Origin of the sequence: Micromonospora solifontis (assembly GCF_003725545.1) — a bacterium.
GTDB classification, from domain to species: domain Bacteria; phylum Actinomycetota; class Actinomycetes; order Mycobacteriales; family Micromonosporaceae; genus Micromonospora; species Micromonospora solifontis.
On the sequence record NZ_RJLN01000025.1, the window covers coordinates 1 to 25,175 of the forward strand.

Genomic DNA, 25,175 nt, shown 5'->3' on the forward strand with positions numbered 1-25,175 from the left:
CGCCGGTGTCGGGCGAGAGCACCGCGCCGGGGTCGGCGGACCGGACCGCCCCGCCGCCCGGGTCGGGCGAGCGCCGCGAACCCGAGCCGCCACCCGGAAGCTGACTCCCGGATAAGAGCGACGCCGACGATCCCTCCGAGTAGGTTGCAAGCCGACGCCTACCGGAGGGATTCGTCGTGTCGTACCCCGTTCAGGCCGCGCCCCGCCGTCCGGGGGCGGTGGTCTCGGCCGCGGTGGTGCTGCTGCTGATGGCGGCCGGCGCCGTCGTGTACGCGGTCGCCGGCCTGGCGGTGCTCGGCGGCACGGTGAGCCGGTTCCGCGACGCGGCGAGCGCCGGCGGGGCCGGGCAGCGCGAGATCGACGAGGTGGTGTCGGTGCTGCGCGCCACCACGGCACTGTCCGCCGTGGTCGGCGTGGTGACCGGCCTGGTACTGGTCGGACTCGCCCTCGGGCTGCTCTCCGGCCGCCCGGGCGCCCGGGCGGGCACCTGGGTGGTCGCCGGCCTCGGCCTGTTCTGCGGCTGCTGCGGCCTGGCCGTGCTGGTCGGCCAGCGGTCGGCTCCGTTGCAGATCAGCGCCGACGGACGGGCCACCGCCGAGTTGTTCGGCCGGCTCGGCGACGCGTACCCGGACTGGTGGATCCCGGTGAATGCCGTCGTGGCGGTGGCGCAGGTCCTCGGTTACCTGGTGGTCGCCGCGCTGCTGCTCTCCCCGGCGGCCGGTGCCTTCCTCCGCCGCCACCCCGCTCCCGCCGGCCCGACCCCCGGCCACGGCCCGGCGTCCGCGCCGCCGGCTCCCGGTTATGGCCCGCCGTCCGCCCCGCCGCCCGGTTACGGCCCGCCGTCCGCCCCGCCGCCCGGTTACGGTCCGCCGTCCGCGCCGCCCGCTCCCGGTTACGGTCCGGCGTCCGCGCCGCCCGCTCACGGGCCGGCCGCGCCGGCATCCGGCCCGTGGTCGCCCTGGGCGCCTGCCGCGCCGACGACCCCGCCCGTGCCACCACCGACCGCGCCACCCACCCCGCCGTCCGGACCGACCCCGCCCCCCGAGGACCGCACGTGACCGACGTATCCCCCGCCCCGCGTACCGCCCTGATCACCGGGGCCAGCCTGGGCATCGGTGAGGCGTTCGCCCGCCGGCTGGCCGCCGACGGGTGGGACCTGATCCTGGTGGCCCGGGACGCCGACCGGCTGGCCGCCCGCGCCGCCGAGCTGACCGGTCGATACGGCCACCAGGTCGAGACCATCTCCGCCGATCTGTCCACCGACGACGGTTGTGCCGCGGTGGAGCGCCGGCTCGTCGCGGGGCCCCCGGTCGAGCTGCTCGTGAACAACGCGGGGATCAGCCTCAACACCCCGTTCGTCCGCTCGGCCGTCGAGGACGAGGCCCGCCTGCTCCGGCTGAACGTGCTCGCGGTGCTGCGGCTGACCCATGCGGCGCTTGGACCGATGATCGAACGGGGCAGCGGGGCAGTGATAAATGTCTCTTCGGTCGCGGGGTTCGGCGTGCCCATGCCGGGTTCGACGTACTCGGCCAGCAAGGCCTGGGTGACAAATTTCAGTGAGTCGATCGGCCTGTCGGTGGCTCCGCTGGGCGTACGGGTGATGGCTCTCTGCCCCGGCTACACCCGGACCGGCTACCACGAGCGGGCCGGCATCGACATGTCCCGCACGCCGCGCCGGCTCTGGCTGCGGGCCGACGACGTGGTCGACGAAGCGCTCCGTGACCTGCGAAAAGGCAAGCTGGTGAGCGTGCCGGACTGGAAGTACAAGCTCGCCGCCGCGGGCCTGCGGCACGCCCCGCGCCGGTTGCTGCGGGCCGTCTCGCGGGACACCCGGGGACGGGTCACGCGGGACGGCGACTGACCGGAAGCGCACCGGACGGACGTCCCGCGGGTGGGATCGGCGGCCGTCGGGGTCGGAGTGCGGTCGCACAGCGTAGTCGAACATCGCCACCCGTCGGTCGCCCGCAGGGTTGACCCAGGTGGACCCGACAGACGGCTCCCAGACTTGCGCAGTACCCTCTATCGCCATGGGGCACCGCGACGACCTGCGTAAATTCATCACTGAGCTGGCTGTGGTCCACGGCCGCGTGGTGCTCTCGTCCGGCCGTGAGGCGGACTGGTACGTCGATCTGCGTCGCGTCACGCTCCATCACCGGGCGGCACCGTTGGTCGGCCGGGTGATGTGCGACCTCACGGCCGACTGGGAGTACGACGCCGTCGGCGGTCTGACCCTCGGGGCCGATCCGGTCGCCGCCGCGATGCTGCACGCGTCGGCCGAGACCGACCGGGCGCTCGACGCGTTCGTGGTCCGCAAGGCGGGCAAGGCGCACGGACTCCAGCGGCGGATCGAGGGCCCGGACGTCGCCGGTCGGCGGGTGCTCGCGGTCGAGGATACGTCCACGACCGGCGGCAGTGTGTTGACCGCCGTCGAGGCGTTGCGTGAGGCCGGAGCCGAGGTGGTCGGTGTTGCGGTTATTGTTGATCGAGGCGCCGGCGACGCGGTGCGAGCCGCCGGATTGCCGTATCGGGCGGCCTATACGTTGGCTGACCTCGGCCTTGTGTCGTAAAAGTTTGCCGATTCGGATCTGCTGATATGCAGGCGGATCGATGCTGCTGGTGGAAGGATGGAATACGTGGGAACTGCGTTGGCTGAAATGACCATGCCTCAGATCTCGCCGCTTGCCGGCGAGCCGATCGAACGTGCCGATGCCGAGCGTCTCGCCGGGGTCCTCAAGGCCCTCGCCGACCCCGCCCGGCTGCGGCTGCTCAGCCTGATCCAGTCGGCGCCCGAGGGCGAAGCGTGCGTGTGTGACCTCACCGCGCCGCTCGGCCTCTCGCAGCCGACGGTCAGCCACCACCTGCGCATCCTCACCGAGGCCGGCTTGCTGGAGCGGGAGAAGCGTGGTGTCTGGGCGTACTACCGGCTGGTGCCGACCGCGATCGCCACGATCGCGGATCTGCTCACCCCGCCGCGCAAGCGGGCCACCAAGAAGGCCCGCTGAAACCGAAGGTGCCCGACCGACGGCCGCCCGCCGAACCCGGACGGCCGTAGACCGCCTCGACCGAGGGCGGTGCCGGGTGGCGTACCAGGGGTGGCGCCACACCGGACGGTGACGGCTGCTCGTCACACAGGTCGACGATGGCCGGCCCTCGAGAGGGGACCGGCCATCGGCGTACCCGGGATCAGCGGCGGTGCTGCCCGCCCTGCCCGTGCCGGTGGTCGTCGCCCTCGATCGCGTCCCGCACCGCCTCGACCGCGCCGGCCGCGCTGGCCGCCGCGATCACCGCGGCCGCCTCGCCGCGCTTGCGCGCCCGCCGGTCGCGGAGGAACTCGAAGAAGATCGGCAGCACCGAGATCAGGATGATCACCGCGACCACCGGCAGGATGTACCGGTCGATCTTGTCGCCGATGGCGTTGTAGATCTGGTCGGCCAGCAGGTAGCCGATCAGCAGGATGCCGTCCACCCAGAGGACCGCCCCGACCACGTTCCAGATGAAGAACTGCCGGGCGGGCATGCCGAGCACCCCGGCCACCGGGTTGAGGAAGGTCCGCACGATCGGGATGAACCGGGCCAGCACGACGGCCTTGGCCGGGCCGAACTTCTGGAAGTAGTACTCGGCCTTCTCCACGTACTCCCGCTTGAACAGGCGGGAGTTGGGCTTGTCGAACATCCGCCGGCCGTACCGGGCGCCGAGCCAGTGACCGAGTTGCGCCCCGGCGATCGCGCAGATCGGGCCGCCGATCAGCAGCCCGGCCAGGGACAGCCGGGTCCCGGCCCCGAAGATCGCGTCGGCCACCGGGGAAGCGGCCACCCCGGCCAGGAAGAGCAGCGAGTCGCCCGGGAAGAAGAAGCCGACCAGCAGGCCGGTCTCGGCGAAGAGGATCACCCAGACGCCGATCATCCCGAAGGTGTGGATCAGATCCTTCGGGTCGAGCGGGTTCAGAGCGACGCTCTCGGAGATCATCCGGGTCTTCTCAGCTGTGTCCACGGCCACAAAGGGTACCCGGGCCTGTTCCGGCGGCGCGCCGGACCGCCCCCCGGACCGGCGCCGGAAGCCGCACTTTCCCGGAAAGAGTGGCCATTCGACGTCGAATGACCACTCTTTCCGTGAATCAGGGCGCTCGGGGCCGCCGGGCGGGGGGTCAGAGGCGCGGGTCTACCGGTTCGGACTCGCAGGCGAGGATGGCGAAGACCAGCTCGTGGCGGCGCCAGAGCGGGGCGTCCTCGGCGAGCGCGTCCAGGGCGGCCAGGCCGAGGGCGTGCTCGTGCAGCGCCAGCCCGCGCTTGCGGCCCAGCGAGCGGTTGCGCAGCGCGGGGAGCCGGCCCGGCTCGGTGTACCCGGGGCCGTAGATGATCCGCAGGTACTCCCGGCCCCGGCACTTGATCCCCGGCTGGAGCAGCGACCCCTTCGGTGACCGCGCGGCCAGGCCGGCGTACGGCTTCACCACCATGCCCTCGCCGCCGGACCCGGTCAGCGCCAGCCACCAGTCGGTCGCCGCCGACACCGCCGCCGCTTCGGTCAGGTCCACCACCAGCCGCCGGGTCGGAGTGAAGAACTCCGGGTCGGCCGCGCAGAGCCGGTCGGCCAGGGTCAGGTGCCACCCGTGGTCGCGGTCTGCGTAACTCGCCCCGGCCCCGGCCAGCACCGCGAACGGCGCCAGGGTCACCCCGCGCAGCCCGTCGGTCGGCCCGACGTACGCCCGGTACGCCGCCGAGTACGCCTCGACCTCGGCCCCCCGGTCGGCCATCCGGCCGCGCAGCTCAGCCACCGGCAGGCCCCGCCCGGCGGCGGCGTCCAGCGCGGCGAGCACCGCCGGCACGGCGGCCCGGCCGGCCGCGCCGACCCCGGCGTACTGCTCCCGGATCAGGCTGCCCGCCTTCGCCGACCAAGGCAGCAGCTCGCAGTCGAGCAGCAGCCAGTCGGTGCCCAGCTCGGCCCAGAGGCCGGCGGCGGTGACCGCCGACCGGACCCGGGCCAGCAGCTCGTCGTCGAGCGGCGGCCCGAAGAACGGCCGGCCGGTACGGGTGTGCACCGCCCCGCCGCCGAACCGCCCCGGCTCCCGTTCCACCAGCACCACGGCCCGGGAGCCCATGTGCTTCTCCTCGCAGACCACCCGCTCGACGCCCGCCGCCCGGTAGTCGGCGAACGCCTGCTCCGGGTGCTCCAGGAACCCGTCGAGGGGCGACGTCGAGCACGGCGCCATGGTCGGCGGCAGCCAGACCAGCCGACCCGGGTCGAGCGCGTACCGGCTCATCACCTCGAGCGCGGCGGCGGCGTTCTCCGCCGGCACGGTCAGCGACCCGTACGCGTGGGTGAGGTGCCGACGCCCGGTGACGTCGGCCAGGTCCAGCACCGAGTCCGGGCGGGCGGGCGTGGCGGGGACCAGCGGCCGGGCCGGGGCGTACCACTCCTTGACCGCCGGGACGGAGACCAGCTCCTTCTCCGGGTAGCGCAGCGCGGTCAGCTTGCCGCCGAAGACGCAGCCGGTGTCGACGCAGATGGTGTTGTTCACCCACTCCGGCTCCGGCGTCGGGGTGTGCCCGTACACGACCGTGGCGGAACCCCGGTAGTCGCGCGCCCACGGGTAGCGGACCGGCAGGCCGTACTCGTCGGTCTCGCCGGTGGTCTCCCCGTAGAGCGCGAAGGACCGCACCCGGCCCGACGCCCGGCCGTGGTAGGCCTCCTTCAGCCCGGCGTGCGCCACCACCAGCCGGCCGCCGTCCAGCACGTAGTGGCTGACCAGGCCGTCGATGAAGGTCGCCGCCTCGGCCACGAAGCTCTCCGGCTCCGCCGCCAGCTGCGCCATCGTCTCGGCCAGGCCGTGGGTGAGCCGCACGTCCCGGCCGCGCAGCTTGCGCAGCAGCTTCTGCTCGTGGTTGCCCGGCACGCAGACCGCGTGGCCGGCCGCCACCATGCCCATCACCAGGCGGAGCACCCCGGGCGAGTCCGGGCCGCGGTCCACCAGGTCACCCACGAAGACGGCGGTACGCCCGGCCGGCGGCACCGCGTCCACCGGGCGGCCCGCGTCGTCGCGGTGCACGGCGTAGCCCAGCCGGACCAGCAGCGCCTCCAGTTCCTCGCGGCAGCCGTGCACGTCCCCGACGATGTCGAACGGCCCGGTCAGCTCGCGCCGGTCGTTGAACAGCTTCTCGTAGCGGATCTCCGCCGCGTCGATCTCCTCGGTCCCGCGCAGCACGTGCACCTTGCGGAACCCCTCCCGGGCCAGCCGCCCGTACGACTGACGCAGGTCCCGCTGCATCCGGGCGAGCACCTGCCGGCCGTGGGTCCGGTCGGCCCGGGCCTGCGTACGCTCCCAGGCCAGCGCCTCCGGCACGTCCAGCACGATCGCCACCGGCAGCACGTCGTGCTCGCGGGCCACCTTCACCAGGGCGGCCCGGGCGTGCGGCTGGAGATTGGTCGCGTCGACCACGGTCAGGTGCCCCCGGCGCAGCCGGATCCCGGCGACGTGGTGCAGGGCGTCGAACGCGTCGCCGGAGGCCGCCTGGTCGTTCTCGTCGTCGGCCACCATGCCCCGGAAGGCGTCCGAGGAGAGCACCTGGCTGGGCCGGAAGTGCCGGCGGGCGAAGGTGGACTTGCCGGAGCCGGAGACACCGACCAGCGCCACCAGGGCGAGCTCGGGAATGTCCAGGGTGGTCATGCGCTCATCTCCTCCTTCCGGCTCAGCACCGCGATCTGCGTCGGGCTTCCCACCTCGGGGTCCTCGTCCCCGACGCCGCCGATGGTGGCGGTGTAGCCGTGGCTGGTCGCCACCCGCTCGACCCAGGCGGCGAACTCGGCCCGGGTCCATTCGAACCGGTGGTCGGCGTGCCGGAACCGGCCCGCGCCCAGCCCTTCGTAGCGCACGTTGTACTCGACGTTCGGGGTGGTCACCACGACCGTGCCGGGCCGGGCGTGCCCGAACACGGCGTCCTCCAGCGCCGGCAGCCGGGGCGGATCGAGGTGCTCGACCACCTCCATCAGCACCGCCGCGTCGTAGCCGCGCAGCCGGTCGTCCCGGTAAGTGAGCGCCGACTGCCGCAGCGTGATCCGGTCCCGCTGCCGCTCCGGCAGCCGGTCCAGCCGCAGCCGCCGGGCGGCCAGGGTGAGCGCCTGGCTGGACACGTCGGTGCCGACGACCTCGGTGAACCGCCGGTCGGCGACCAGCGCGGTGAGCAGGGCACCGCCCCCGCAGCCCAGGTCGAGGACCCGGGACGCGCCGCTGTCCCGCAGCGCGGCCAGCACCGCCTCCCGGCGGCGTACCGCGAGGGACGCCCGAGGAGCCTCCGTGGCCGGCTCGCTCTCGACGCTGTCGTCGGCGGGCGGCTCGTCGGACAGCCGCAGCTCGGCCAGGCGGGCCAGCGCCGCGCCGGCCAGGGCCCGGCGGTGCGCCAGGTAGCGCCGGGTGATCAGGCTCCGCTCCGGGTGGTCGGCCAGCCAGCCGGCGCCGGCCCGGAGCAGCTTGTCCACCTCGTCCGGCGCCACCCAGTAGTGCTTGGCGTCGTCCAGCACCGGCAGCAGCACGTACAGGTGGTTGAGCGCGTCGGCGAGCCGCAGCGTGCCGGTCAGCGTGAGGTCGACGTACCGGCTGTCACCCCACTCCGGGTACGCCTCATCGAGCGGGATCGGGGTGGCCGCCACCGTCCAGCCCAGCGGGGCGAACACCCGTACGGCCAGCTCGGCGCCGCCCCGGCAGCGCAGCACCGGCACCCGTACCGCCAGCGGGATGGCGGCGGTGGCCAGCTCCGGCCGGTCCCGGGACTCGCCGCGCAGGGCCGACCGGAACACCTTGGCCAGCGCCGACGAGAGCAGGCTGGAGGCCGCGTACGGCCGGTCGTTGACGTACTGGCCGAGGGTGAAGCTCTCCGGGGTGGTCGCCTGCTTGCGGCCCCGGCCGCCGCCCAGCCGCAGCGGGTCGACCTCGACCAGCAGCGCCGCCGTGCACCGCTGCTCGTCCGCCTCCGGGTAGAACACGTGCGCGGTGCCGGCGGGCAGGTCGAAGCTCTGCACGCGGTCCGGGTGCTTGACGAGGAGGTGGCCGAGGTCGGTCGCCGGGCGGTGGGTCGTGGTCAGGGTCAGCAGCACCGGTCGATGGTGTCAGTCCCGTCGATCCCGCGTCGTCCCGTTTTCCGTCCCGGTACGAACGGCGACGCCCCGCCGACCGCAGTCGACGGGGCGCCGCTGGTGCCGTACGGGTCAGGCCACGAAGCGGGTCTTGCGGCGGCGGGCCACGACGTAGCCGCCGAAGCCGGCGGCGAGCAGCAGCGCGCCGAGGCCGGCGATCAGGCCGGTGGCGGAGCCGGTGATCGGCAGGGTGCCGCCGTCACCGCCACCCTGGCCACCGTCACCGGTCGCGTTCACCACGATCTTCGCGGTGTCGTTGGCCGGGTTGAGGTCCTGCACCAGGCTCTCGTCCGGGCCGCCGTGGAACAGCTCGACCTCGCCCGGGATGGCGCCGGCCTTGTCAATGCGGAGGGAGAAGGTGAACTCGACCTTCTTGCCGCGGTTGACCACCTCCGGCACGAAGCAGGCGTAGGCGGCGGCACCGGCCTTGCCGGAGTCCGCACCGAACTCGCCCTCGGCGTCGGCGCACTGCTCCGGCGCCTTCACGACCTTGGTGCCCTTCGGCACGGTGACCAGGGCCATCGTGTAGATGCCGTTCTCGCCACCGGCGTTGATCGCCGCCGGACCGTTGTTGGTGAAGCCGACCGTGACCGGGACGGTGTCGCCGACCGCGCCGCGCACGGTGGCGCCGTTGGCCGCCGCGTCGGCCTTCTGGTTGCCCTTGACCGTGAGCTTGATCATCGTCTCGTTGTTGTACGGGTCGACGTCGGTCTGCCCGGCGAGCAGGCGGGCCATGGTCCGGGAAGGGGCCGAAGCCTTCAGCGTGAGCGGGCCGGCGTCGCCCTTCGTGCCCTTGCCGAAGTCCGGAACCTGGGACCGGAACTCGTCCCAGTCCGCCGGGGTCATCCAGAGGGCGAAGCCGTAGTCCTCGTTCGGTGCCCACGCGTCACCGGGAACGGCGAAGGCGAACGAGTCGTCCAGCTTCGCGCTGCCACCCGCCGCCACGGTGGCGTCCAGCTTGCAGGCGTAGGCGTACGCGTCGAAGTTGTCCTCGAAGTACTCGCAGTTCTCGTACCGCTTGGCCGGGGCCAGGCTGTAGGAGCCGAAGAAGAAGAGGACGGCGCCACGGGCGTCGGTCTCGCCCTGGTTGCCCACCTCCAGCGGCGACTTCACGGTCTGGCCGGGAGAGCCGTTGAGGTGGACGAAGGGCTCGGAGGTCAGGTCGACGCCCTCGCCCACGCTGATGGTGGACTGGAAGGTGGCTGTGCCGGCCTTCTCCGTGCTGACGGTGTACTTGAGCTTGCCCTCCTGCCCGGCCTTGGCGGTGTCCCTGGCCAGCACGGTCAGGGAGAGCAGGTCGAGGTCCGGCTCAGGGTCGTTCTTGACGGGGCAGATCAGGACCGCGGCGATCTTTTCGCAGCCGTCCGGGCCCTTCACCTCGGCGAAGCTGTCGACGCCGCTGAGGTCCACCTTGACGGTGTAATCGGTGAACGGCTCGTTCACCAGCGAATACAGCGAGATCCACTTCTCCGGGCCGCCCGGCGCCACGATGACGTCGTTCGCGTACAGCGCGAAGCCTTCGGCCCTGGCGTCCGCGACGCGGGGGCGGGCATCGGTCGCGAGAGCAGGGGTGGCGGAGGCGGCGACGAACGCGCCTGCGACGCCGAGCCCGGCGAGCCAACGCCGGGTGGAGTTGGTGAGCATGTAGGGGGTTCCTCCCGTGGGGACTCAGGTGGAGCCCGTGGAGCTTAAAGATTTCTTAAGCAGTGCCGCTGCCCCGGGTTGCTCGAAAGATCGGATATTGGCCGAACGGCCGGTCGGCGTTGCCGTAACGGCTGCCCAGGCCTCGTGAACGGCGATGCCCCGCCGACCTCGGGCGACGGGGCATCGGTGGTGCCGTACGGGTCAGGCCACGAAGCGGGTCTTGCGGCGGCGAGCCACGACGTAGCCGCCGAAGCCGGCGGCGAGCAGCAGCGCGCCGAGGCCGGCGATCAGGCCGGTGGCGGAGCCGGTGATCGGCAGGGTGCCGCCGTCACCGCCACCCTGGCCACCGTCACCGGTCGCGTTCACCACGATCTTCGCGGTGTCGTTGGCCGGCTTCAGGTCGTTGAGGAAGCCGGCGTCGCACGCGCACGGGACGTTGATCTTCATGAGCCCGGTCGAGTTCGGGATCACCTTGTCGATGCGCAGGGTGAAGTCCAGCGTCGCCTTGTCCGCGGCCTTCAGGAAAGTGTCGAACCAGCAGATGTAGTGCGGCCGACCGGGAGTGCCGGGCTCACCCCAGTCGTCCCCGTTGGCCGGTACGCAGGTGTCCGGCACCCCAACGGCGGTGGTGCCCTTCGGCACGTCCAGCCCGAGGAGGGTGACCGGGCTGTCGCCGCGGCTCCGGTCGAGCGTGGCCGGGCCGTTGTTGCGCACCCCGACGGTCGCCTTCACCTTGTCGCCGGCCTTGCCCTTGACCGAGGCGCCAAGGGCCTCGAGGTCGGCGCCGTTCTTGCCGGTGACCTCCACGTCGAGGGAGGTCCAGTTGTTGTCCAGCTTGGTGTCCGCCTGGACGCCCTTGGTGCCGCTGTCCCGCAGGCTCAGCTCACCGTCCGTGCCCGGCTCGCCGATGGTCACCCCGCGGTGGTCCAGGTACGCCTGGTAGTCCTCGAACTCGGCCGGGGTCATCCACTGCAGCTCGCCGTACTTCGAGCCGGGAGCGTAGGTGTCCGCGCCGAGGACGTACGGGAGGGTGGTGCTGAAGCTGGCGCCGGCCGGGATCTCGTTCTTGAACTGGCAGGTGAGCAGCCGGTCGCCGACATAGGTGCAGTTGCTGAAGTGCTTGCCGGCGTTCAGGCCGTAGTCGTTGTGGAAGACGACCGTGGTGCCCTTGACGGTGGTGCCACCGGCGTTGGTGACCGTCAGCGGCGCGGTGAAGCTCTTGCCCGGGGCCACGGACTTCTTGACCGCCGGCCCGGCGGCCAGGTCCACACCCTCGCCGATCCGGACGCTGGCCTCGTGGCTGAGCGCGTCGAAGCCGTCGGCGCTCACCGTCGTCTTGAGCTTGCCGCTGTCGCCTTCCTTGGCCCCGGCGGTGGGGGTGAACTGGAGCGGGAAGATGCCGGCCAGGCCCCACTCGTCGACGCTCACCTCGTAGCGGGACACACAGAGCAGTTCGTGGTCCGACGGCTTGGTGCACTCGTCGGAGGTCGTGACGTCGGCCTTGCCGGCCAGGTCGCTGAAGTCGTAACGCACGGTGAGGTCGTGCAGCACGGCGGGGGCCGAGGCGGAGATGATGCCGTACTCGACCTTGCCGTCGCTGCCGGCGCCGATGGTGGTGTCGTCGAAGTACCAGCTCAGCTTTATCTGGGAGTCCGCGGCGGCGGCGGGGGCGGCGGAGGCGGCGACGAACGCGCCTGCGACACCGAGCCCGGCGAGCCACCGCCGAGTCGAACGGGTGAGCATAGGGGGGTTCCTCCCGTAAGAAATGCCAGGTGCGGCCTGTGGAGCTTAAAGATCCGTTAAGAGGCGCGCAGCCCCTGGCCGCCGTGACGAGCGGATGTTGACCGAACGGATGAGTGAGCCCCACGCAATGTTCGGCCGGCCCGTACCCGTCAACAGGGCGGGACACCGGGAGGTGCAGTGACGTACGAGGAGTTCGCCGACGCGCGGCTGAGCGCCCTGCTGCGGTACGCGGTCATGCTGACCGGCGATCCGCACCAGGCGCAGGACCTGGTGCAGGAGACGATGGTCCGGGTCCAGTTGAACTGGCGGCGGGTCGCCCGCAGCGACGCCCCGGAGCGGTACGTCCGCCGGATGCTCACCAACCAGTTCATCGACTGGCGGCGCGGATCGTGGGCGTGGCGGGTGCTGTTGCGGGGTGAACCCGACGAGGCGGTGCCGGTACCGACCGACCACGCGCAGTCCGCCGTGGACCGTGACCAGGTCTGGTCCTGGCTGTCCCGGCTGCCCCGGCGGCAACGCGCCACGTTGGTGCTCCGCTACTACGAGGACCTGCCCGATGCGGAGATCGCCGAGATCCTCGGCTGCGCCGTCGGCACCGTCCGGTCCTGCATCTCCCGGGCGCTGGCCACCCTCCGAGCCGAGTACGTGGAGGTTCACTGATGATCGAGGACGACCTGCGGGCCGCCTTCGCGCGGCACGAGGCGCTCACCCCGCCGACCGGCCCGCTCCGCGCCGCCATCGACCGCACGGTGGTCCGCCGCCGGCGTCGCCGCCTGCGCCTACGCCTCGGCGGTACGGCGTTGGCGCTGGTCGCCGCCACCCTGGGCGGTTTCACGACGCTGGCGCCCCGACCGCCGGTCCCCTCGGGCCAGGTCGGTGCCTCGGCGTCGCCGACACCCACCGGGGCACTGAACATGCTGCTGCTCGGCCTGGACGCGGCCGGCGGGGGCCGGCGGGCCGACTCCGTCCTGCTGGTGCACGTCCCGGCGGACCGGAGCCGGCTCTACCTCGTCTCGTTCCCGCGGGACCTGGTGGTGGCGATCCCCGGTCGGGGACGGGACAAGCTCAACGCGTCCTTCACCTTCGGCGCCGGGCCGGCCGGGGACCTCGCGGCGGGCTACCGGGTCACCCGGCAGGTGGTCACCCAGCTTACCGGCGTACGGATCGACGCCGGCGCGGTGCTCACGTACCCGACCACCCGGAAACTGACCGACGCGGTCGGCGGCGTGCCGGTCTGCCTGCCGGTTACGGTGCGCTCCGTGCACTCTGGCCGGCGCTTCCCGGCCGGCTGCCAGCAGCTCGACGGCGCGGCGGCGGTGGACCTGCTCCGGCAGCGGTACGGCCTGCGCGACGGGGGGCTGGACCGGGACCGCAACGCCGGCCGGTACGCGGCCGGGCTGCTCCGCCGGGTCCGTGACGAGGGCGTGCTGACCGACCCGGTGCGGCTCAGCCGGCTGCTCGCGCAGGTCGGCCCCGGCCTGGTCACCGACACCGGGGAGATGTCCCTGCCGGCGCTGGTCTCGGTCGCGGGGAAGGCGGCGACCGCCGAGCCGGTCGCGGTCGGGCTCCCCGTCCGGTTCGAGGACTGGGGACCGCACGGGTTCGAGTTGGACGCCGCCCTGGTCGCCAGCTTCCTCGCCGCGCTTCGGGAGGACCGGCTCGGTGAGTGGACCACCGCCCACCCGGACCAGGTGACCAGCCTGCGCTGACCGTGGGCGGGGCCGTACCGGCCCCGCCCACCACCTCAGCGGTAGTCGTCCTCGTCGGCGGCGACCACCCGGGCCTGCTCCATCGCGTCCCAGTCGCCGACCTCCAGGCCGCGGTGCGGCTCGCCGTCACCGTCGTCCGGGGTGACCACCACAGCCTGCTCGACCGCGTCGGCCGGCTCCGCCTCCAGGTCCCGCTCCTCCGGAGCGAGGTGGTCGCTCGGGGCGAAGTCCTCGTCGGGCTGACCCATCGTCCCTCCCTGGATCTCGGTGCGGACAGTTACCACCACACCGTACGGCCTGGCGCCGGGCACCGCTCGGCGCCGGCCGAACCGGCGGGGCGGCCCGGCGCGGGACGGCGACGCGGCGGAGTCGGCGGATTGTCCCGCCGTGCGCGGTGGCCGGTGCGAGGATGGCCAGGTGGGCTTCCTGATCCGACTGGTGATCACGGCGATCGCGTTGTGGATCACCACGCTGATCGTGCCCGGCGTGGCGGTGACCGGCCGGAACGGGGCGAACACCGCGCTCACCCTGCTCGCGGTGGCGCTCATCTTCGGTGTGGTCAATGCGGTGCTCAAGCCGGTCATCAAGGTGTTCGGCTGCGTGTTCTACCTGCTCACGCTCGGGCTGTTCGCGCTCGTGGTCAACGCCCTGCTGTTCCTGCTCACCGACTGGATCGCCCGGCAACTGAACCTGCCGTTCCACGTCGACGGCTTCTGGGCCGCCTTCTGGGGCGCCATCGTGATGGCGGTGGTGAGCTGGCTGATCAGCGTGGCGGTGCCGGACCGTTGGGAGCGTTCGTGAGCGGTTTCCGGGTCGGTTGTGCCCGCCGCCGCCTCCTACGGGATACTGCCCGCGGTGGACAGCGCGGTCCGGCGTACCCGTGGAAGTCAGCGGCCGGAACGGTCGCCGCCATGGAAGACAGCGGCCTGCACGGCCGAGAGCGGTAAGTAAGGAGCGTTCGACATGCCCATCGCTTCCCCCGAGGCTTACGCGGAGATGCTGGACCGGGCCAAGGCCGGCCGGTTCGCGTACCCCGCGATCAACGTGACTTCCTCGCAGACGCTGAACGCGGCGCTCAAGGGCTTCGCCGACGCGGAGAGCGACGGCATCGTCCAGGTCTCCACCGGTGGCGCGGAGTACCTCTCCGGTCCGTCGATCAAGGACATGGTGACCGGCGCGGCGGCGTTCGCCGCGTACGCCCACGAGGTGGCCAAGAACTACCCGGTCAACATCGCGCTGCACACCGACCACTGCCCCAAGGACAAGCTGGACAAGTTCGTCCGGCCGCTGATGGGCATCTCCCAGGAGCGGGTGAGGAACGGCCAGGAGCCGCTGTTCCAGTCGCACATGTGGGACGGCTCGGCCGTGCCGGTGGCCGAGAACCTGGAGATCGCCGAGCAGCTCCTCACCGAGGCCGCCAAGGGCAAGATCGTCCTCGAGATCGAGGTCGGCGTGGTCGGCGGCGAGGAGGACGGCGTCGAGAACGCCATCAACGAGAAGCTCTACACCACCGTCGAGGACGGCCTGGCCATGGTCGAGGCGCTCGGCCTCGGCGAGAAGGGCCGCTACATGGCGGCGCTGACCTTCGGCAACGTGCACGGCGTGTACAAGCCCGGCAACGTCAAGCTCCGCCCGCAGGTGCTGCACGACATCCAGGTGGCGGTCGGCGCCAAGTACGGCAAGGACAAGCCGCTCAGCCTGGTCTTCCACGGTGGCTCCGGCTCGCTGCTCTCGGAGATCCGGGAGGCGCTGGACTACGGCGTGGTGAAGATGAACATCGACACCGACACGCAGTACTGCTTCACCCGCCCGGTCGCGGACCACATGTTCCGCAACTACGACGGCGTGCTCAAGGTCGACGGCGAGGTCGGCAACAAGAAGATGTACGACCCGCGGGTCTGGGGCAAGGCCGCCGAGGCGGGCATGGCCGCCCGCGTCGTCGAGGCCTGCGAGGCCCTGCGCTCCACCGGCACCAAGATGAAGTGAGTTCCGGTTGAAAGGAGGGGCCCCTTTTTAACAGACGTCTGTTAAAAAGGGGCCCCTCCTTTCACCGCACCAGTACCCGGACCGCCTCGCGGACGTCGTCGGTGAGGTGCACGGTGGCCGACAGGTCGCCGAACGGGGAGGCGGCGAAGAGCGGTCGCAGCAGCGACTCGACCGGCAGCTCCGTGGTCCAGTACGTCCGGTCCAGGAAGACGTACGCCCCGCTCGCCCCGTCGGTGCCGTAGTAGGTCTTGGTGGCCGCCTGGAACACCTCCTGCACGGTCCCGGCCCGGCCCGGCGCGAAAACGATCCCGCCCCGGGCCAGCCGCAGGATCGTGTCCTCGCGGATGGCGTTGGAGAAGTACTTGGCGATCCGCCCGGCGAAGAGGTTCGCCGGCTCGTGCCCGTACAGCCAGGTGGGGATGGCCAGTCCGCCGGAGCGGGCCCACCCGGTGCCGGCGGCGGCCGGGCGCGGGGTGGGCAGCACGGGGCCGGCGGCGTACTTCGCCCGGACCCGCAGCGCCGCCTCCGTGTAGCGGTCGTGGTCGGTGAAGTCGGGGGCCGCGGCCAGCACGTCGATCGCCGCGTCCAGCTCCTCCGCCGGCCAGGCGGCGAGGAAGGCGCCCAGGTTCGCCGCCTCCATCACGCCCGGGCCGCCGCCGGTCACCACCAGGCGGTCGGCCCGCGCCAGCTCCCAGCCCAGCACCGCCGCCATCCGGTACGCGGCACTGCCGCGCGGCACCGCGTGCCCGCCCATCACGCCCACCACCGACTGCGGCCCGTGCACCCCCAGCCAGGCGCGGGTGGCGTCCGCCAGGGCGTTGTCCACCCCGTGGTCGTGCAGCCGCTGGCCGAGCGCCTCGCGGACGTCCGGCAGCGCCCCGCCGTGCGCCCGGAAGTGCGCGTACACCCGGGTGTCGTACATCCCGGCGAAGCCGCCCTCCGCGAAGCCGGCGGCCAGGTCGTCGGGGGTGTAGAGGTGGGCCGGCTGGGTCGGGTAGGGCAGCCCGGAGAAGGGCGGGACCACGTTCGCGCCGCGCCGGACCAGGTCCGCGCCGACCTCCCGGCCGGCGAACCGGCAGCCCACGAAGAGCGTGTCGGTCACGTCCGTCGAGGTCAGGTCGGGAACGGGAGCCAGGTCGAGGCGGAGTCCCTGCACGGTGAGCCCGACGAGGCTGCCGGTGGCCAGATGGCGGTCGAACTCGGCCCGGGTCTCGATCTCGTGGATGCTGGTGTCGTGCGGCTCGATGACGTCCGCGGGAGGTGGGGTCGGCACCAGCTCATCCTGCCCACCCGCGGCAACCCGGCAAACGCCGGCCGGATCGACAGGAGCCCGACGGCCAGGCCGCCGGGCTCCTGCGTAACCGGGTCCTGGGGAGGCTCCGGACCATTAGTTGTAGTGGAAAACAACTCCGCCTGGCATGGGCCGCCGGTACCGGACGGCGAGCCGCAGGTACGCGCGCGGCGGCCGCAGGCGTGACGTAACCCTCAGCCGTTCAGCCGAGCGGCTCGGCGAAGCCTCTCGCGGACCCGAGGGCGAAGCGGGTTGAATGGGGCGATGCAGAACCTGTTGCCTGAGCCACCGGACACCCTCCTGCCAGCGCACGAGGAGGCCGACGCCGCGCTGGCCGACGCCGCCGAGCAGGACAGCGACGAGGCGTTCGCCGACGTCGCGGCCCGCTTCCCGAGCCACAGCGCGGCCTGGGGGGCGCTCGCCGCCCGGGCGCTCGCCGCGGGCCAGGTCGTCCCGGCGTACGCGTACGCGCGTACCGGCTACCACCGGGGCCTGGACCAGCTGCGGCGCAGCGGCTGGAAGGGGCACGGGCCGGTGCCCTGGTCGCACCGGCCGAACCGGGGCTTCCTCCGCTGCCTCTACGTGCTGTCCCGGGCGGCGGGCGAGATCGGCGAGGCGGACGAGGCGGCGCGCTGCGCCCAGTTCCTTCGCGACTGCGACCCGGCCGCCGCGGACGCCCTCGCCAGCCGCTGACCGGGTGCGCGACGGCCGGTCCCGGCTCGCGGTCCGGCCGTCGCGCCCTGCTCAGAGCCCTTCCGCCACCGCGGCGGCGATCTTCAGCCACGCGTCCCGGGTGGCCGACGAGAGCTGGCCGTACCGGATCGGTTCGCCGGTGTCGATGAGCCGCTCGTACGGCGCCAGCAGCACCGCCCGGGTCCGGGCGGCGAAGTGCGCCTGGATCGCCGGCAGGTCGATCTCCTTGCGCGATGGTGGCATCGACACCACCGTCACCGCCTGCCGGACCAGCCGCTGCCGGCCGCTCTGCTCCAGGTGGTCCAGCATCCGGGCGGCGGTCTCCGCCGAGTCGTTCCGGGCCGACATGGTGACCACGAGCTGATCGGTGGCGTCCATCGCGGCCTGCCAGTTCTGCGCCCGGACGTTGTTCCCGGTGTCCACGAAGATCAGCTTGTAGAACCGGCTGACCACCTCGCGGATCTCGGCGAAGGCGGCGGCGGTCAGCATCTCCCCGCCGGTGGCCGACTCGTCCGAGGCCAGCACGTCGAACATGCCCTCGCCCTGCGAGCGGACGTACTGCGAGAGGTCGCCGACCCGGCCGTGCGGCCCCTGGAACTGGGCCAGGTCGCGCAGCATGTCCCGGACCGTACGGGAGTGGAAGTCCTGCTGGGCCCGCATGCCGAGGGTGCCCTGGGTCTCGTTGTTGTCCCAGGCCAGCACGTACCCGCCGCGCTTCTGTCCGAAGGTCATCGCGAGCAGCAGGATGGCGACCGTCTTGCCCGCGCCACCCTTGGGGTTGACCACGGTCACCTGGCGCAGCCCGCCGAAGTTGCGGCGCACCATCTCGATGTCCCGCTTGAGTTCCTGCTCGTGCCGGCCGGGCGGGAGCCGGACCAACCCGATCCGGTTCACCACCGCCCGTACCCCCATGGTGGCCACCGGATCGGCCGGCCTGGCCTGGCGGCGCCGGGCGAAGTCCTCGGCCGTCGGCGTCGCCCCGGCCTCCGGCGTCCAACCCGGCTCCGGGTAACCGGCCGGCGGCTGCGGCGGTGGTGGGGCCGGCTGCCCCGGCCCGGGCGCGGCCGGCTGCGGCGCGGCGGGCTGCGATGGACCCGGTTGCGGGGCACCCGCGTGCGGCCCTACCGGCGGATACCAGCCCGGGGGCGTCCCGGCCGCCTGCGGGGGCGGGTACGCCGACTCGCCCGGGTAGGCCGGCTGCCCGTTCCCGTACGGCGACGGCGGGCGCGGCAGCCCCGGCGCGGGCGGGAACGGCCCGAGCCGCGGCGGTGCGGAGGTGCCCGCCTCGGGCCGGGGCGTGGTGGGCCCGGCGGCTTCCGGTCCGGGTATCGGTCCGGCGGCTTCCGGTCCGGGCGCGGCGGGCGCGTTGGCGGAGGGGTGTCCGACGTTCGCCGTCGCGTCGGCCGGCGGCTCGGACGTACCGCCGTTCGGCCGCTGCGGTGGCTGTGCCCAGGGCGACGCGGTCCGCCCGTGGGCCGGGCCGGCATCGGCCGGACCGGAACCGTTCGGCGTCGCGCCGGTGGCCGGCACCGGGTCACCGTGGTCCGGCATCGGGCTGGCCGCCGCTGGCTGTGCCGCCGCTGGCTGCGCCGCCGGGTCAGCCAGGCTTACCGCGCCGGCCTGCGCCGGCCCGCCGACGGGAGCCGACCCGGGTGCGGGGGCCGGACCGTGGTCCGGCGGCGGGGGAGGAGCCGGGGATGCGGCGGCGGCCCGGGGCGGCGGCGCCGCGCCGGTGGCGGGCGGGTCGAGGGTGAACGGGAGGTCCAGGTCGACCGCGGGTGCCGGGCGCGGCGCCGGCCCGCCGTCGACGGCTCGCGTCGGGGCCGGAGCCGGTCCGGCAGCGGCTCCCTGCGGCCGTGGTCCGGTGGCGGTCACCGGCGGCCCGATCCCGGTGGTCGGGTCGACCGGCGGTGCGGGCCCGGGGGTGGTGGGGGGCGTGGCCGGGGCGGCCGGGACCGGCCAGGCGGGCGCGCCGGGCTGGGCGGGCGCCGCCCACGGCGGGGTGGTCGGGGCCGGATCGAGCTGCTCCGGCGGCCAGAGCGGTTCGATGTCCCGCTCCGGCACCTGCGGTTGGCCCGGTACGTGGGCCCGGTCGGTGTTCTCGTGCACCACGGATCCTCCCCCTTCCTCCCGCCGAGGATAGGCCGTCCGGTTCCCCGGGCGACCCGGTCGGGGATCGACGGGGGTCAGGACGTCCAGACCGCCCAGGCGCCCGGTTCTACCCACCAGGACCGCTTCCGGCTCAGCTCGCCCTCGACACCGTCGTCGAGGAAGGGCACCTTCTCGTCGCGCGGCACCACCGCCGCCGCCCGGCCCCGGGCCCGGCGCACCTCGAGTCGTACCTTCTTCCGGCCCAACGCGGACCGGGTGACCACGGAGACGGCCACCGCCACCTCCACCCGGCCGTCGGCCGGGTCCGGGTCCGCCAGCAGCGTCACGTCGTCCAGCCGCGCGTACCCGCCGGCGTTGCCGATCGCGCAGGCCAGGATCGGATCGTCGCCGTGGGAGAGGACCGCGTCGTCCACCTCGACCCGGGCACGCCAGTGCAGCGGCCGGCCCGCGTCGTCGGCCGCGCCGAGCAGCGCGCCGTCCAGGGTCACCGAACCGCCGTCGTTGCGCAGCAGGTCGAGCCGGCGGGGCGTGCCGTCCAGCACCGCAGCGGCCACCGCCGCCGGGTCGCGGGGCAGCCCGAGCTGCGCGGCCAGGTCCCGCGCCGCGCCGGTCCGGGCCGGATCGAGCGGGAGTACGCCGACCGGGGGCAGATCGGGGACGGTCCGGTTACCGGGCAGGTCGGCCGGCCGGCGGCTGGGCGGCGGGGCGTACCGGCGGACCAGCCGGCGCAGCACGGCGCGCAACTGTCCGTCACTGGCCGTGGCGATCACGAGCCGGGTCTTGGAGTCGGGGTCGGGCCAGCTGAGGCCGTCCGGGCGCGGCGCCCCGTCGAGCCGGGCCAGCACCTCGTCGATCTCGGCGTCCGAGCGGGCGGTGACCATCTCCACCCGCGCGCCCCCGGCGGTCAGCGCGTCCGCGCAGGCCAGCACCGGTACGCGCGGGGTCTCACAGCGCTCCTCCGGCTGCTCGCCGGCCGCCTCGACGCCACCGCAGCAGGCCCCACCGCTACCGCAGCCTCCGCCGGCGGCGTCACGCTCCGAGCCGAGGGTGAGCAGCACCACGTCGTACACGAAGGAGCCTCCTGCTTCTCGACGAACCCCTGCCGGTCCCGCCGTCACTACTTGTTAGCCTGACACCCCGGGCTCGCCAACCGGTCGCCACCTGGCACCCGAGCCTTCTGGAGGCGGAGAAGATGCCAGCGATCGTGCTCATCGGCGCTCAGTGGGGCGACGAGGGCAAGGGCAAGGTTACCGACCTGCTGGGTGAGCGGGTCGACTACGTGGTGCGCTACTCCGGCGGCAACAACGCCGGCCACACGGTGATCACCCCGGACGGCCAGAAGTACGCGCTGCACCTGATGCCGTCCGGTGCGCTCTCGCCGAACGCGATGATCGTGATCGGCAACGGCGTGGTGGTCGACCCGAAGGTGCTCCTGCAGGAGATCGACGGCCTCGCCGAGCGCGGCGTGGACGTCTCCCGGCTGCGCATCTCCGGCGACGCGCACCTGATCATGCCGCACCACCGGGCGCTGGACCGGGTGGTCGAGCGCTACCTCGGCTCCTCCCGGATCGGCACCACCGGCCGGGGCATCGGCCCCGCGTACGGCGACAAGGTCGCCCGGATGGGCATCCGGGTCCAGGACCTGCTGGACCCCGGCATCCTGCACAAGAAGCTGGAGCTGGCGCTCCGCGAGAAGAACCAGGTGCTGTTCAAGGTCTACAACCGCAAGGCGATCGACGTCGACGCGACGATCGAGGAGTACCTCGGCTACGCCGAGCGGCTCAAGCCGTACATCGCGGAGACCCGCGGCATGCTCTGGGACGCGCTGGACCAGGGCAAGACCGTGCTGCTGGAGGGTGCCCAGGCCACCATGCTCGACATGGACCACGGCACGTACCCCTTCGTCACCTCGTCGAACCCGACCGCCGGTGGGGCGTGCGTGGGCGCGGGCATCCCGCCGACCGCGATCACCAAGGTCATCGCGGTGAGCAAGGCGTACACCACCCGGGTGGGCTCCGGCCCGTTCCCCACCGAACTCTTCGACGACAACGGCCAGCACTTGGTCAAGATCGGCCACGAGTACGGCACCACCACCGGCCGGGAGCGCCGCGCCGGCTGGTTCGACGCCGTCGTCGCCCGGTACGCGTCCCGCCTGAACGGCGTCACCGACCTGGTGGTCACCAAGCTGGACGTGCTCACCGGCCTGCCCAAGGTGCCGATCTGCGTCGGCTACGAGATCAACGGCAAGCGGGTCGACGACATGCCGATGACGCAGACCGACTTCCACCACGCCACGCCGATCTACGAAGAGCTCGACGGCTGGTGGGAGGACATCACCAAGGCCCGCACCGAGGACGAACTCCCCGAGAACGCACGGCGCTACATCGCCCGCATCGAGGAACTCACCGGCACCCGCGTCAGCGTCGTAGGCGTAGGCCCCGGCCGCGAAGAAAACGTCCTCCGCCACCCCCTCCTCCCCTAACCCCCGCCCCCGGGGGGATCCCCGTTGATCATGGAGTTAGCGGCAGTTTTATAGATCCACTTCGCCGCTAACTCCATGATCAACCAGGCGGGCTGGTGGGCTGGTGGGTTGTCCACAGGGGTTGGGTGGGTTGTCCACAGGGGGTTCCGGCCCGGCGGTGGGGCGGGAAGCCTTGTCGGGCGTGAACCGCAGGGACTTGATCAGCGAGGTTGCCGCCCAGCAGGACGGCATTGTGACCCGCCGGCAGGCACTGGAGGCCGGGTTCACGCGGCACGAGATCGACAACTTCGTGATGTTCGGCCGGTGGAGGCGACTGGCCCGAGCCACCTACCTTGTCGACCCTTCCCTGGCGGCTGGTGCCGAGCGCCTCAGCCGCATCCGAGCCGCGGTGCTGTCGTGCGGTCCGCATGCTCATGCCGTACTCGCCACTGCGGCGGAGCTGCACGGCATCGGGGGGCTGCGCAGGGCGGAGGCCATCCATGTCGCCCTGCCGGGACGTGCGGCGAGACCGACTCGGGTCAAGGATCCGGCTGTCGTGCTGCACCAGTTCGAGCATCCGGACGACGCGTTGACCTGGATTGGCGACATCCCGACGACCACCGCCCTGCGCACCGTGGCGGCACTGATTCTCAGGGAGCGTCGCTACCCGGCGATTTCGTTGCTCGACTCGGCGCTGAACCGTCAACTGGTGAGCGAGGATGAGCTGCTCTCCGTGCCCGCACTGCTCAGAGGACGTCGAGGTGCGGTCGCGGCCCGGGGCTATCTGGCGGAGGCCAACGGGCTGGCGCAGTCCCCCCTGGAGACACGCGCCAGGCTGCGGTGCGTCGACGGGAAGATCCCGCCGGATGCCCTTCAGATCGAGATACGCGACGACGACGGCTACCTGCTCGGCATCGGGGACCTGGGGTGGCGCGCCGCACGAGTGGTGGCCGAGGCGGACGGCAGAGGTCCGCACGCCACCCCGCAGGCCCTTTTCGACGACCGCCGCCGGCAGAACCGCTTCGTCAACGCCGGCTGGACGGTCCTCCGCTTCACCTGGTCCGACACTCTCCGCCCCGACTACATCCCGGCAGTCGTCCGCGGCGCCATCGCCGCCCGGGCCGTACGTCGATCATGAAGTTGACGGCGAAGTCGATCTCAGATAGTGCCGCTAACTTCATGATCAACGGGAATGGGTGGGGCGGTCAGTAGGATGCGGGGTCGTGCGGGTACTTCTTGTGGGTGGTGGGGGGCGGGAGCATGCGCTCGCGCTCGGGCTCAGTCGTGATCCGGCGGTTGACGCGCTCGTCGCGGCGCCGGGTAATCCGGGGATCGCGGCGGTGGCCGAGCTGCGGGACGTCACGCCGACCGACGCCGACGCCGTGGCGGCGCTCGCCGTGGAGGTGGCGGCCGACCTGGTGGTGATCGGTCCGGAGGCGCCGCTGGTGGCCGGGGTCGCCGACGCGGTACGCGCCAAGGGCATCGCGGTGTTCGGCCCGTCGGCCGAGGCGGCCCGGCTGGAGGGGTCGAAGGCGTTCGCCAAGGACGTGATGACCGCCGCCGGCGTACCCACCGCGCGGGCGTACACCTGCACCGACCCGGAGAGCGTCGGGCAGGCGCTGGACGAGTTCGGTGCGCCGTACGTGGTGAAGAACGACGGGCTGGCCGCCGGCAAGGGCGTCGTGGTCACCGACGACCGGGCGGTTGCCGCCGCCCACGCGGCGGAGTGCGGCCGGGTGGTGATCGAGGAGTACCTGGCCGGCCCCGAGGTCTCCCTCTTCGTGGTCACCGATGGCGAGGCCGCCCTGCCGCTGCTGCCGGCCCAGGACTTCAAGCGGGTCGGCGACGGCGACACCGGCCCGAACACCGGCGGCATGGGGGCGTACGCACCGCTGCCCTGGGCGCCGCCCGGCCTGGTCGACGAGGTGATGCGGGACGTCGTGCACCCGACGCTGGCCGAGCTGCGCCGCCGGGGCACCCCGTTCGCCGGCCTGCTCTACGTCGGCCTGGCGATCACCGCGGCCGGCCCCCGCGTGATCGAGTTCAACGCCCGCTTCGGCGACCCGGAGACCCAGGTCGTACTCGCGCTGCTGGAGACCCCGCTGGCCGGGCTGCTGCACGCCGCCGCCACCGGCACCCTCGCCGCGCACCCGCCGCTGCGCTGGCGCGAGGGCGCCGCGGTCACCGTCGTGGTCGCGGCCGAGGGCTACCCGGCGGCGCCGCGCACCGGCGACCCGATCACCGGCGCGGACCGGCCGGGCGTCATCCACGCCGGCACCCGCCGGGACGCCGACGGCACGCTCCGCTCCGCCGGGGGCCGGGTCCTCTGCGGTACGGCCACCGGCCCCGACCTGGCCGCCGCCCGGGACGCCGCCTACGACCTGGTACGCGGCATCGAGCTGGCCGGCTCGCACCACCGCTCCGACATCGCCTCCGCTGCCGTCGAGGACCGGATCACGATTCCCGCCTGACCGGGCAGCCCGACGTCGCCTCCGGCTGAGCGGTGCGGCGACGGGGTGCTCCGTCGGATCCGGGTCCCGCGCCGACGTGGCGCCGGCCGTGCTCGCGGTGCGGTCCGCCGGCTCCGCCGGGTCGCGCCGTCGGTGCCGGCTGAGCTGCTCGGAGGGTCGGCCGTTCGGCGGGCTACGGGCATTGACCGACCATGTCACGATCACCGTGCTGGTGCGGTCGTCCGGGGCGACCGCCGGGGTACGGGGGTGGATCCGGTGGCCGACTTTCTCGGCGCGGCGCTGAGCTTCCCCACCGTCCTGTTCAGCTTCCTGCTGGTCGTCGTGGTCGGCTACTGGTTGCTGGTGCTCACCGGGGTGTTCGACCTGGGCGAGGATCTCGACGTGCACGGGGTGCCCGGCGGGATCCTGGCCGGCCTGGGCTTCGGCGGACTGCCCAGCGCCATCGTGTTCTCGCTGCTGGTCGGCGTGGCCTGGTTCGTCAGCCTGGCCGGCAGCGCGCTGCTGGACGGGTTCGGCTTCGGCGCGGGCGCGCGGATCGCCGTGTCCCTCGCCGTGCTGCTGGCCGCCCTGCTCTGCGCCTGGCTGGTGACCCGGCTGGTGGCGGTGCCGCTGAGCCGGCTCTTTCCGGCGGGCTCCGAGGCGAGCCGGCACGCCTTCGTGGGCCGGCTCTGTGTCATTCGCACCGGCCAGGTGACGGGGGACTTCGGCCAGGCCGAGGTCACCGCGGCGGACGGTTCGTCGGCCGTGGTCCAGGTCCGTCAGCATCGCGCCGAGCCGCTCCGGGCCGGCAGTTCCGCCCTCATCTACGACTACGACCCGGACGGCGAGTTCTTCTGGGTCATGCCGGCCGGGACCGCCTTCGATCCCGATCCGTCGCCGCACGTACCGATCTGATCCCCTCCCGGGACCGCGTCGCTCCGGCGCGCGGCCGGGGGACCGCA

At 73.1% G+C, this 25,175-nt stretch carries 21 protein-coding genes and 1 pseudogene; 13 read left to right on the forward strand and 9 right to left on the reverse strand.

From position 1 onward, the window contains the following. Positions 1-176 precede the first annotated feature (176 nt). From EFE23_RS11350 to EFE23_RS11365, 4 genes and pseudogenes are all read left to right on the forward strand, one after another. Positions 177-797 (forward strand): annotated as a pseudogene (locus EFE23_RS11350) (hypothetical protein); the annotation flags it as partial. Positions 798-1,054: 257 nt separating this feature from the next. Continuing rightward, the gene (locus tag EFE23_RS11355; RefSeq protein ID WP_123240911.1) at positions 1,055-1,861 is read left to right on the forward strand and encodes an SDR family NAD(P)-dependent oxidoreductase; all 807 of its coding nucleotides are present in this window, start codon (positions 1,055-1,057) and stop codon (positions 1,859-1,861) included. A 166-nt stretch (positions 1,862-2,027) separates the two neighbouring features. After that, positions 2,028-2,567, forward strand: a complete 540-nt coding sequence (gene pyrE / locus EFE23_RS11360) for an orotate phosphoribosyltransferase (RefSeq protein WP_123240912.1) — start codon at positions 2,028-2,030, stop codon at positions 2,565-2,567. Between the two features lie 57 nt (positions 2,568-2,624). After that, positions 2,625-3,002 (forward strand): ArsR/SmtB family transcription factor, encoded by a 378-nt coding sequence (locus EFE23_RS11365; RefSeq protein WP_007073957.1) that lies wholly within the window; start codon positions 2,625-2,627, stop codon positions 3,000-3,002. A 181-nt stretch (positions 3,003-3,183) separates the two neighbouring features. Here the strand turns inward: EFE23_RS11365 and EFE23_RS11370 are convergent, their stop codons facing one another. The 5 genes from EFE23_RS11370 to EFE23_RS11390 all read right to left on the reverse strand — a co-directional run bounded on the left by EFE23_RS11370 (position 3,184) and on the right by EFE23_RS11390 (position 11,511). Next, on the reverse strand, positions 3,184-3,966 hold the full coding sequence (locus EFE23_RS11370; RefSeq protein ID WP_123240863.1) for a DedA family protein: 783 nt from the start codon (positions 3,964-3,966) through the stop codon (positions 3,184-3,186). A 178-nt stretch (positions 3,967-4,144) separates the two neighbouring features. After that, the gene (locus EFE23_RS11375; RefSeq protein ID WP_123240864.1) at positions 4,145-6,661 is read right to left on the reverse strand and encodes a polynucleotide kinase-phosphatase; all 2,517 of its coding nucleotides are present in this window, start codon (positions 6,659-6,661) and stop codon (positions 4,145-4,147) included. Continuing rightward, the gene (locus EFE23_RS11380) at positions 6,658-8,085 is read right to left on the reverse strand and encodes a 3' terminal RNA ribose 2'-O-methyltransferase Hen1 (RefSeq protein ID WP_123240865.1); all 1,428 of its coding nucleotides are present in this window, start codon (positions 8,083-8,085) and stop codon (positions 6,658-6,660) included. The genes EFE23_RS11375 and EFE23_RS11380 overlap by 4 nt, the downstream gene beginning before the upstream one ends. Positions 8,086-8,196: 111 nt before the next feature. Continuing rightward, on the reverse strand, positions 8,197-9,768 hold the full coding sequence (locus EFE23_RS11385; protein WP_123240866.1) for an LPXTG cell wall anchor domain-containing protein: 1,572 nt from the start codon (positions 9,766-9,768) through the stop codon (positions 8,197-8,199). Between the two features lie 201 nt (positions 9,769-9,969). Next, positions 9,970-11,511, reverse strand: a complete 1,542-nt coding sequence (locus EFE23_RS11390; protein ID WP_123240867.1) for an LPXTG cell wall anchor domain-containing protein — start codon at positions 11,509-11,511, stop codon at positions 9,970-9,972. Between the two features lie 177 nt (positions 11,512-11,688). Here EFE23_RS11390 and EFE23_RS11395 point away from each other — a divergent pair, with 177 nt between their 5' ends. Together EFE23_RS11395 and EFE23_RS11400 are read left to right on the forward strand one after the other, a co-directional pair. After that, a complete protein-coding gene (locus tag EFE23_RS11395) occupies positions 11,689-12,171 on the forward strand; it encodes a SigE family RNA polymerase sigma factor (RefSeq protein WP_123240868.1) in 483 nt (160 codons plus the stop codon). Further along, positions 12,171-13,220 (forward strand): LCP family protein, encoded by a 1,050-nt coding sequence (locus EFE23_RS11400; RefSeq protein ID WP_123240869.1) that lies wholly within the window; start codon positions 12,171-12,173, stop codon positions 13,218-13,220. Before EFE23_RS11395 ends, EFE23_RS11400 begins: the two co-directional genes overlap by 1 nt. A gap of 35 nt (positions 13,221-13,255) precedes the next feature. Here the strand turns inward: EFE23_RS11400 and EFE23_RS11405 are convergent, their stop codons facing one another. Further along, positions 13,256-13,468 carry a hypothetical protein gene (locus EFE23_RS11405; protein WP_123240870.1) on the reverse strand — a complete coding sequence of 71 codons (213 nt, stop codon included), beginning with the start codon at positions 13,466-13,468 and terminating at the stop codon, positions 13,256-13,258. 169 nt (positions 13,469-13,637) lie between these two features. Between EFE23_RS11405 and EFE23_RS11410 the strand changes: the two genes are divergently transcribed. Together EFE23_RS11410 and fbaA are read left to right on the forward strand one after the other, a co-directional pair. Then, positions 13,638-14,021, forward strand: coding sequence for a phage holin family protein (locus EFE23_RS11410; RefSeq protein ID WP_123240871.1), 384 nt, complete (start codon positions 13,638-13,640; stop codon positions 14,019-14,021). Between the two features lie 162 nt (positions 14,022-14,183). Next, positions 14,184-15,206 (forward strand): class II fructose-bisphosphate aldolase, encoded by a 1,023-nt coding sequence (gene fbaA, locus EFE23_RS11415; protein ID WP_123240872.1) that lies wholly within the window; start codon positions 14,184-14,186, stop codon positions 15,204-15,206. 61 nt (positions 15,207-15,267) lie between these two features. On the opposite strand, the gene EFE23_RS11420 is transcribed toward fbaA, so the two are convergent. Further along, on the reverse strand, positions 15,268-16,479 hold the full coding sequence (locus tag EFE23_RS11420) for an LOG family protein (protein ID WP_123240873.1): 1,212 nt from the start codon (positions 16,477-16,479) through the stop codon (positions 15,268-15,270). A gap of 282 nt (positions 16,480-16,761) precedes the next feature. On the opposite strand from EFE23_RS11420, the gene EFE23_RS11425 reads away from it, so the two are divergent. Then, entirely contained in the window at positions 16,762-17,190 is a 429-nt protein-coding gene (locus EFE23_RS11425) for a DUF3151 domain-containing protein (protein ID WP_123240874.1), read from the forward strand. 51 nt (positions 17,191-17,241) lie between these two features. On the opposite strand, the gene EFE23_RS11430 is transcribed toward EFE23_RS11425, so the two are convergent. Further along, positions 17,242-19,302 carry a chromosome partitioning protein gene (locus EFE23_RS11430; RefSeq protein ID WP_123240875.1) on the reverse strand — a complete coding sequence of 687 codons (2,061 nt, stop codon included), beginning with the start codon at positions 19,300-19,302 and terminating at the stop codon, positions 17,242-17,244. Between the two features lie 74 nt (positions 19,303-19,376). Beyond that, positions 19,377-20,372 (reverse strand): diacylglycerol kinase family protein, encoded by a 996-nt coding sequence (locus EFE23_RS11435; RefSeq protein ID WP_123240876.1) that lies wholly within the window; start codon positions 20,370-20,372, stop codon positions 19,377-19,379. Between the two features lie 122 nt (positions 20,373-20,494). Here EFE23_RS11435 and EFE23_RS11440 point away from each other — a divergent pair, with 122 nt between their 5' ends. From EFE23_RS11440 to EFE23_RS11455, 4 genes are all read left to right on the forward strand, one after another. Then, positions 20,495-21,784: an adenylosuccinate synthase gene (locus tag EFE23_RS11440; RefSeq protein ID WP_123240877.1), complete on the forward strand. Its 1,290-nt coding sequence runs from the start codon at positions 20,495-20,497 to the stop codon at positions 21,782-21,784. 181 nt (positions 21,785-21,965) lie between these two features. Then, positions 21,966-22,901, forward strand: coding sequence for a type IV toxin-antitoxin system AbiEi family antitoxin domain-containing protein (locus EFE23_RS11445; protein ID WP_123240913.1), 936 nt, complete (start codon positions 21,966-21,968; stop codon positions 22,899-22,901). Between the two features lie 85 nt (positions 22,902-22,986). After that, complete coding sequence (gene purD / locus EFE23_RS11450) at positions 22,987-24,234, forward strand: phosphoribosylamine--glycine ligase (RefSeq protein ID WP_123240878.1); 1,248 nt, start codon at positions 22,987-22,989, stop codon at positions 24,232-24,234. Positions 24,235-24,489: 255 nt separating this feature from the next. Beyond that, positions 24,490-25,128 carry a DUF1449 family protein gene (locus EFE23_RS11455; RefSeq protein WP_123240879.1) on the forward strand — a complete coding sequence of 213 codons (639 nt, stop codon included), beginning with the start codon at positions 24,490-24,492 and terminating at the stop codon, positions 25,126-25,128. The last annotated feature ends 47 nt before the right edge of the window (positions 25,129-25,175 follow it).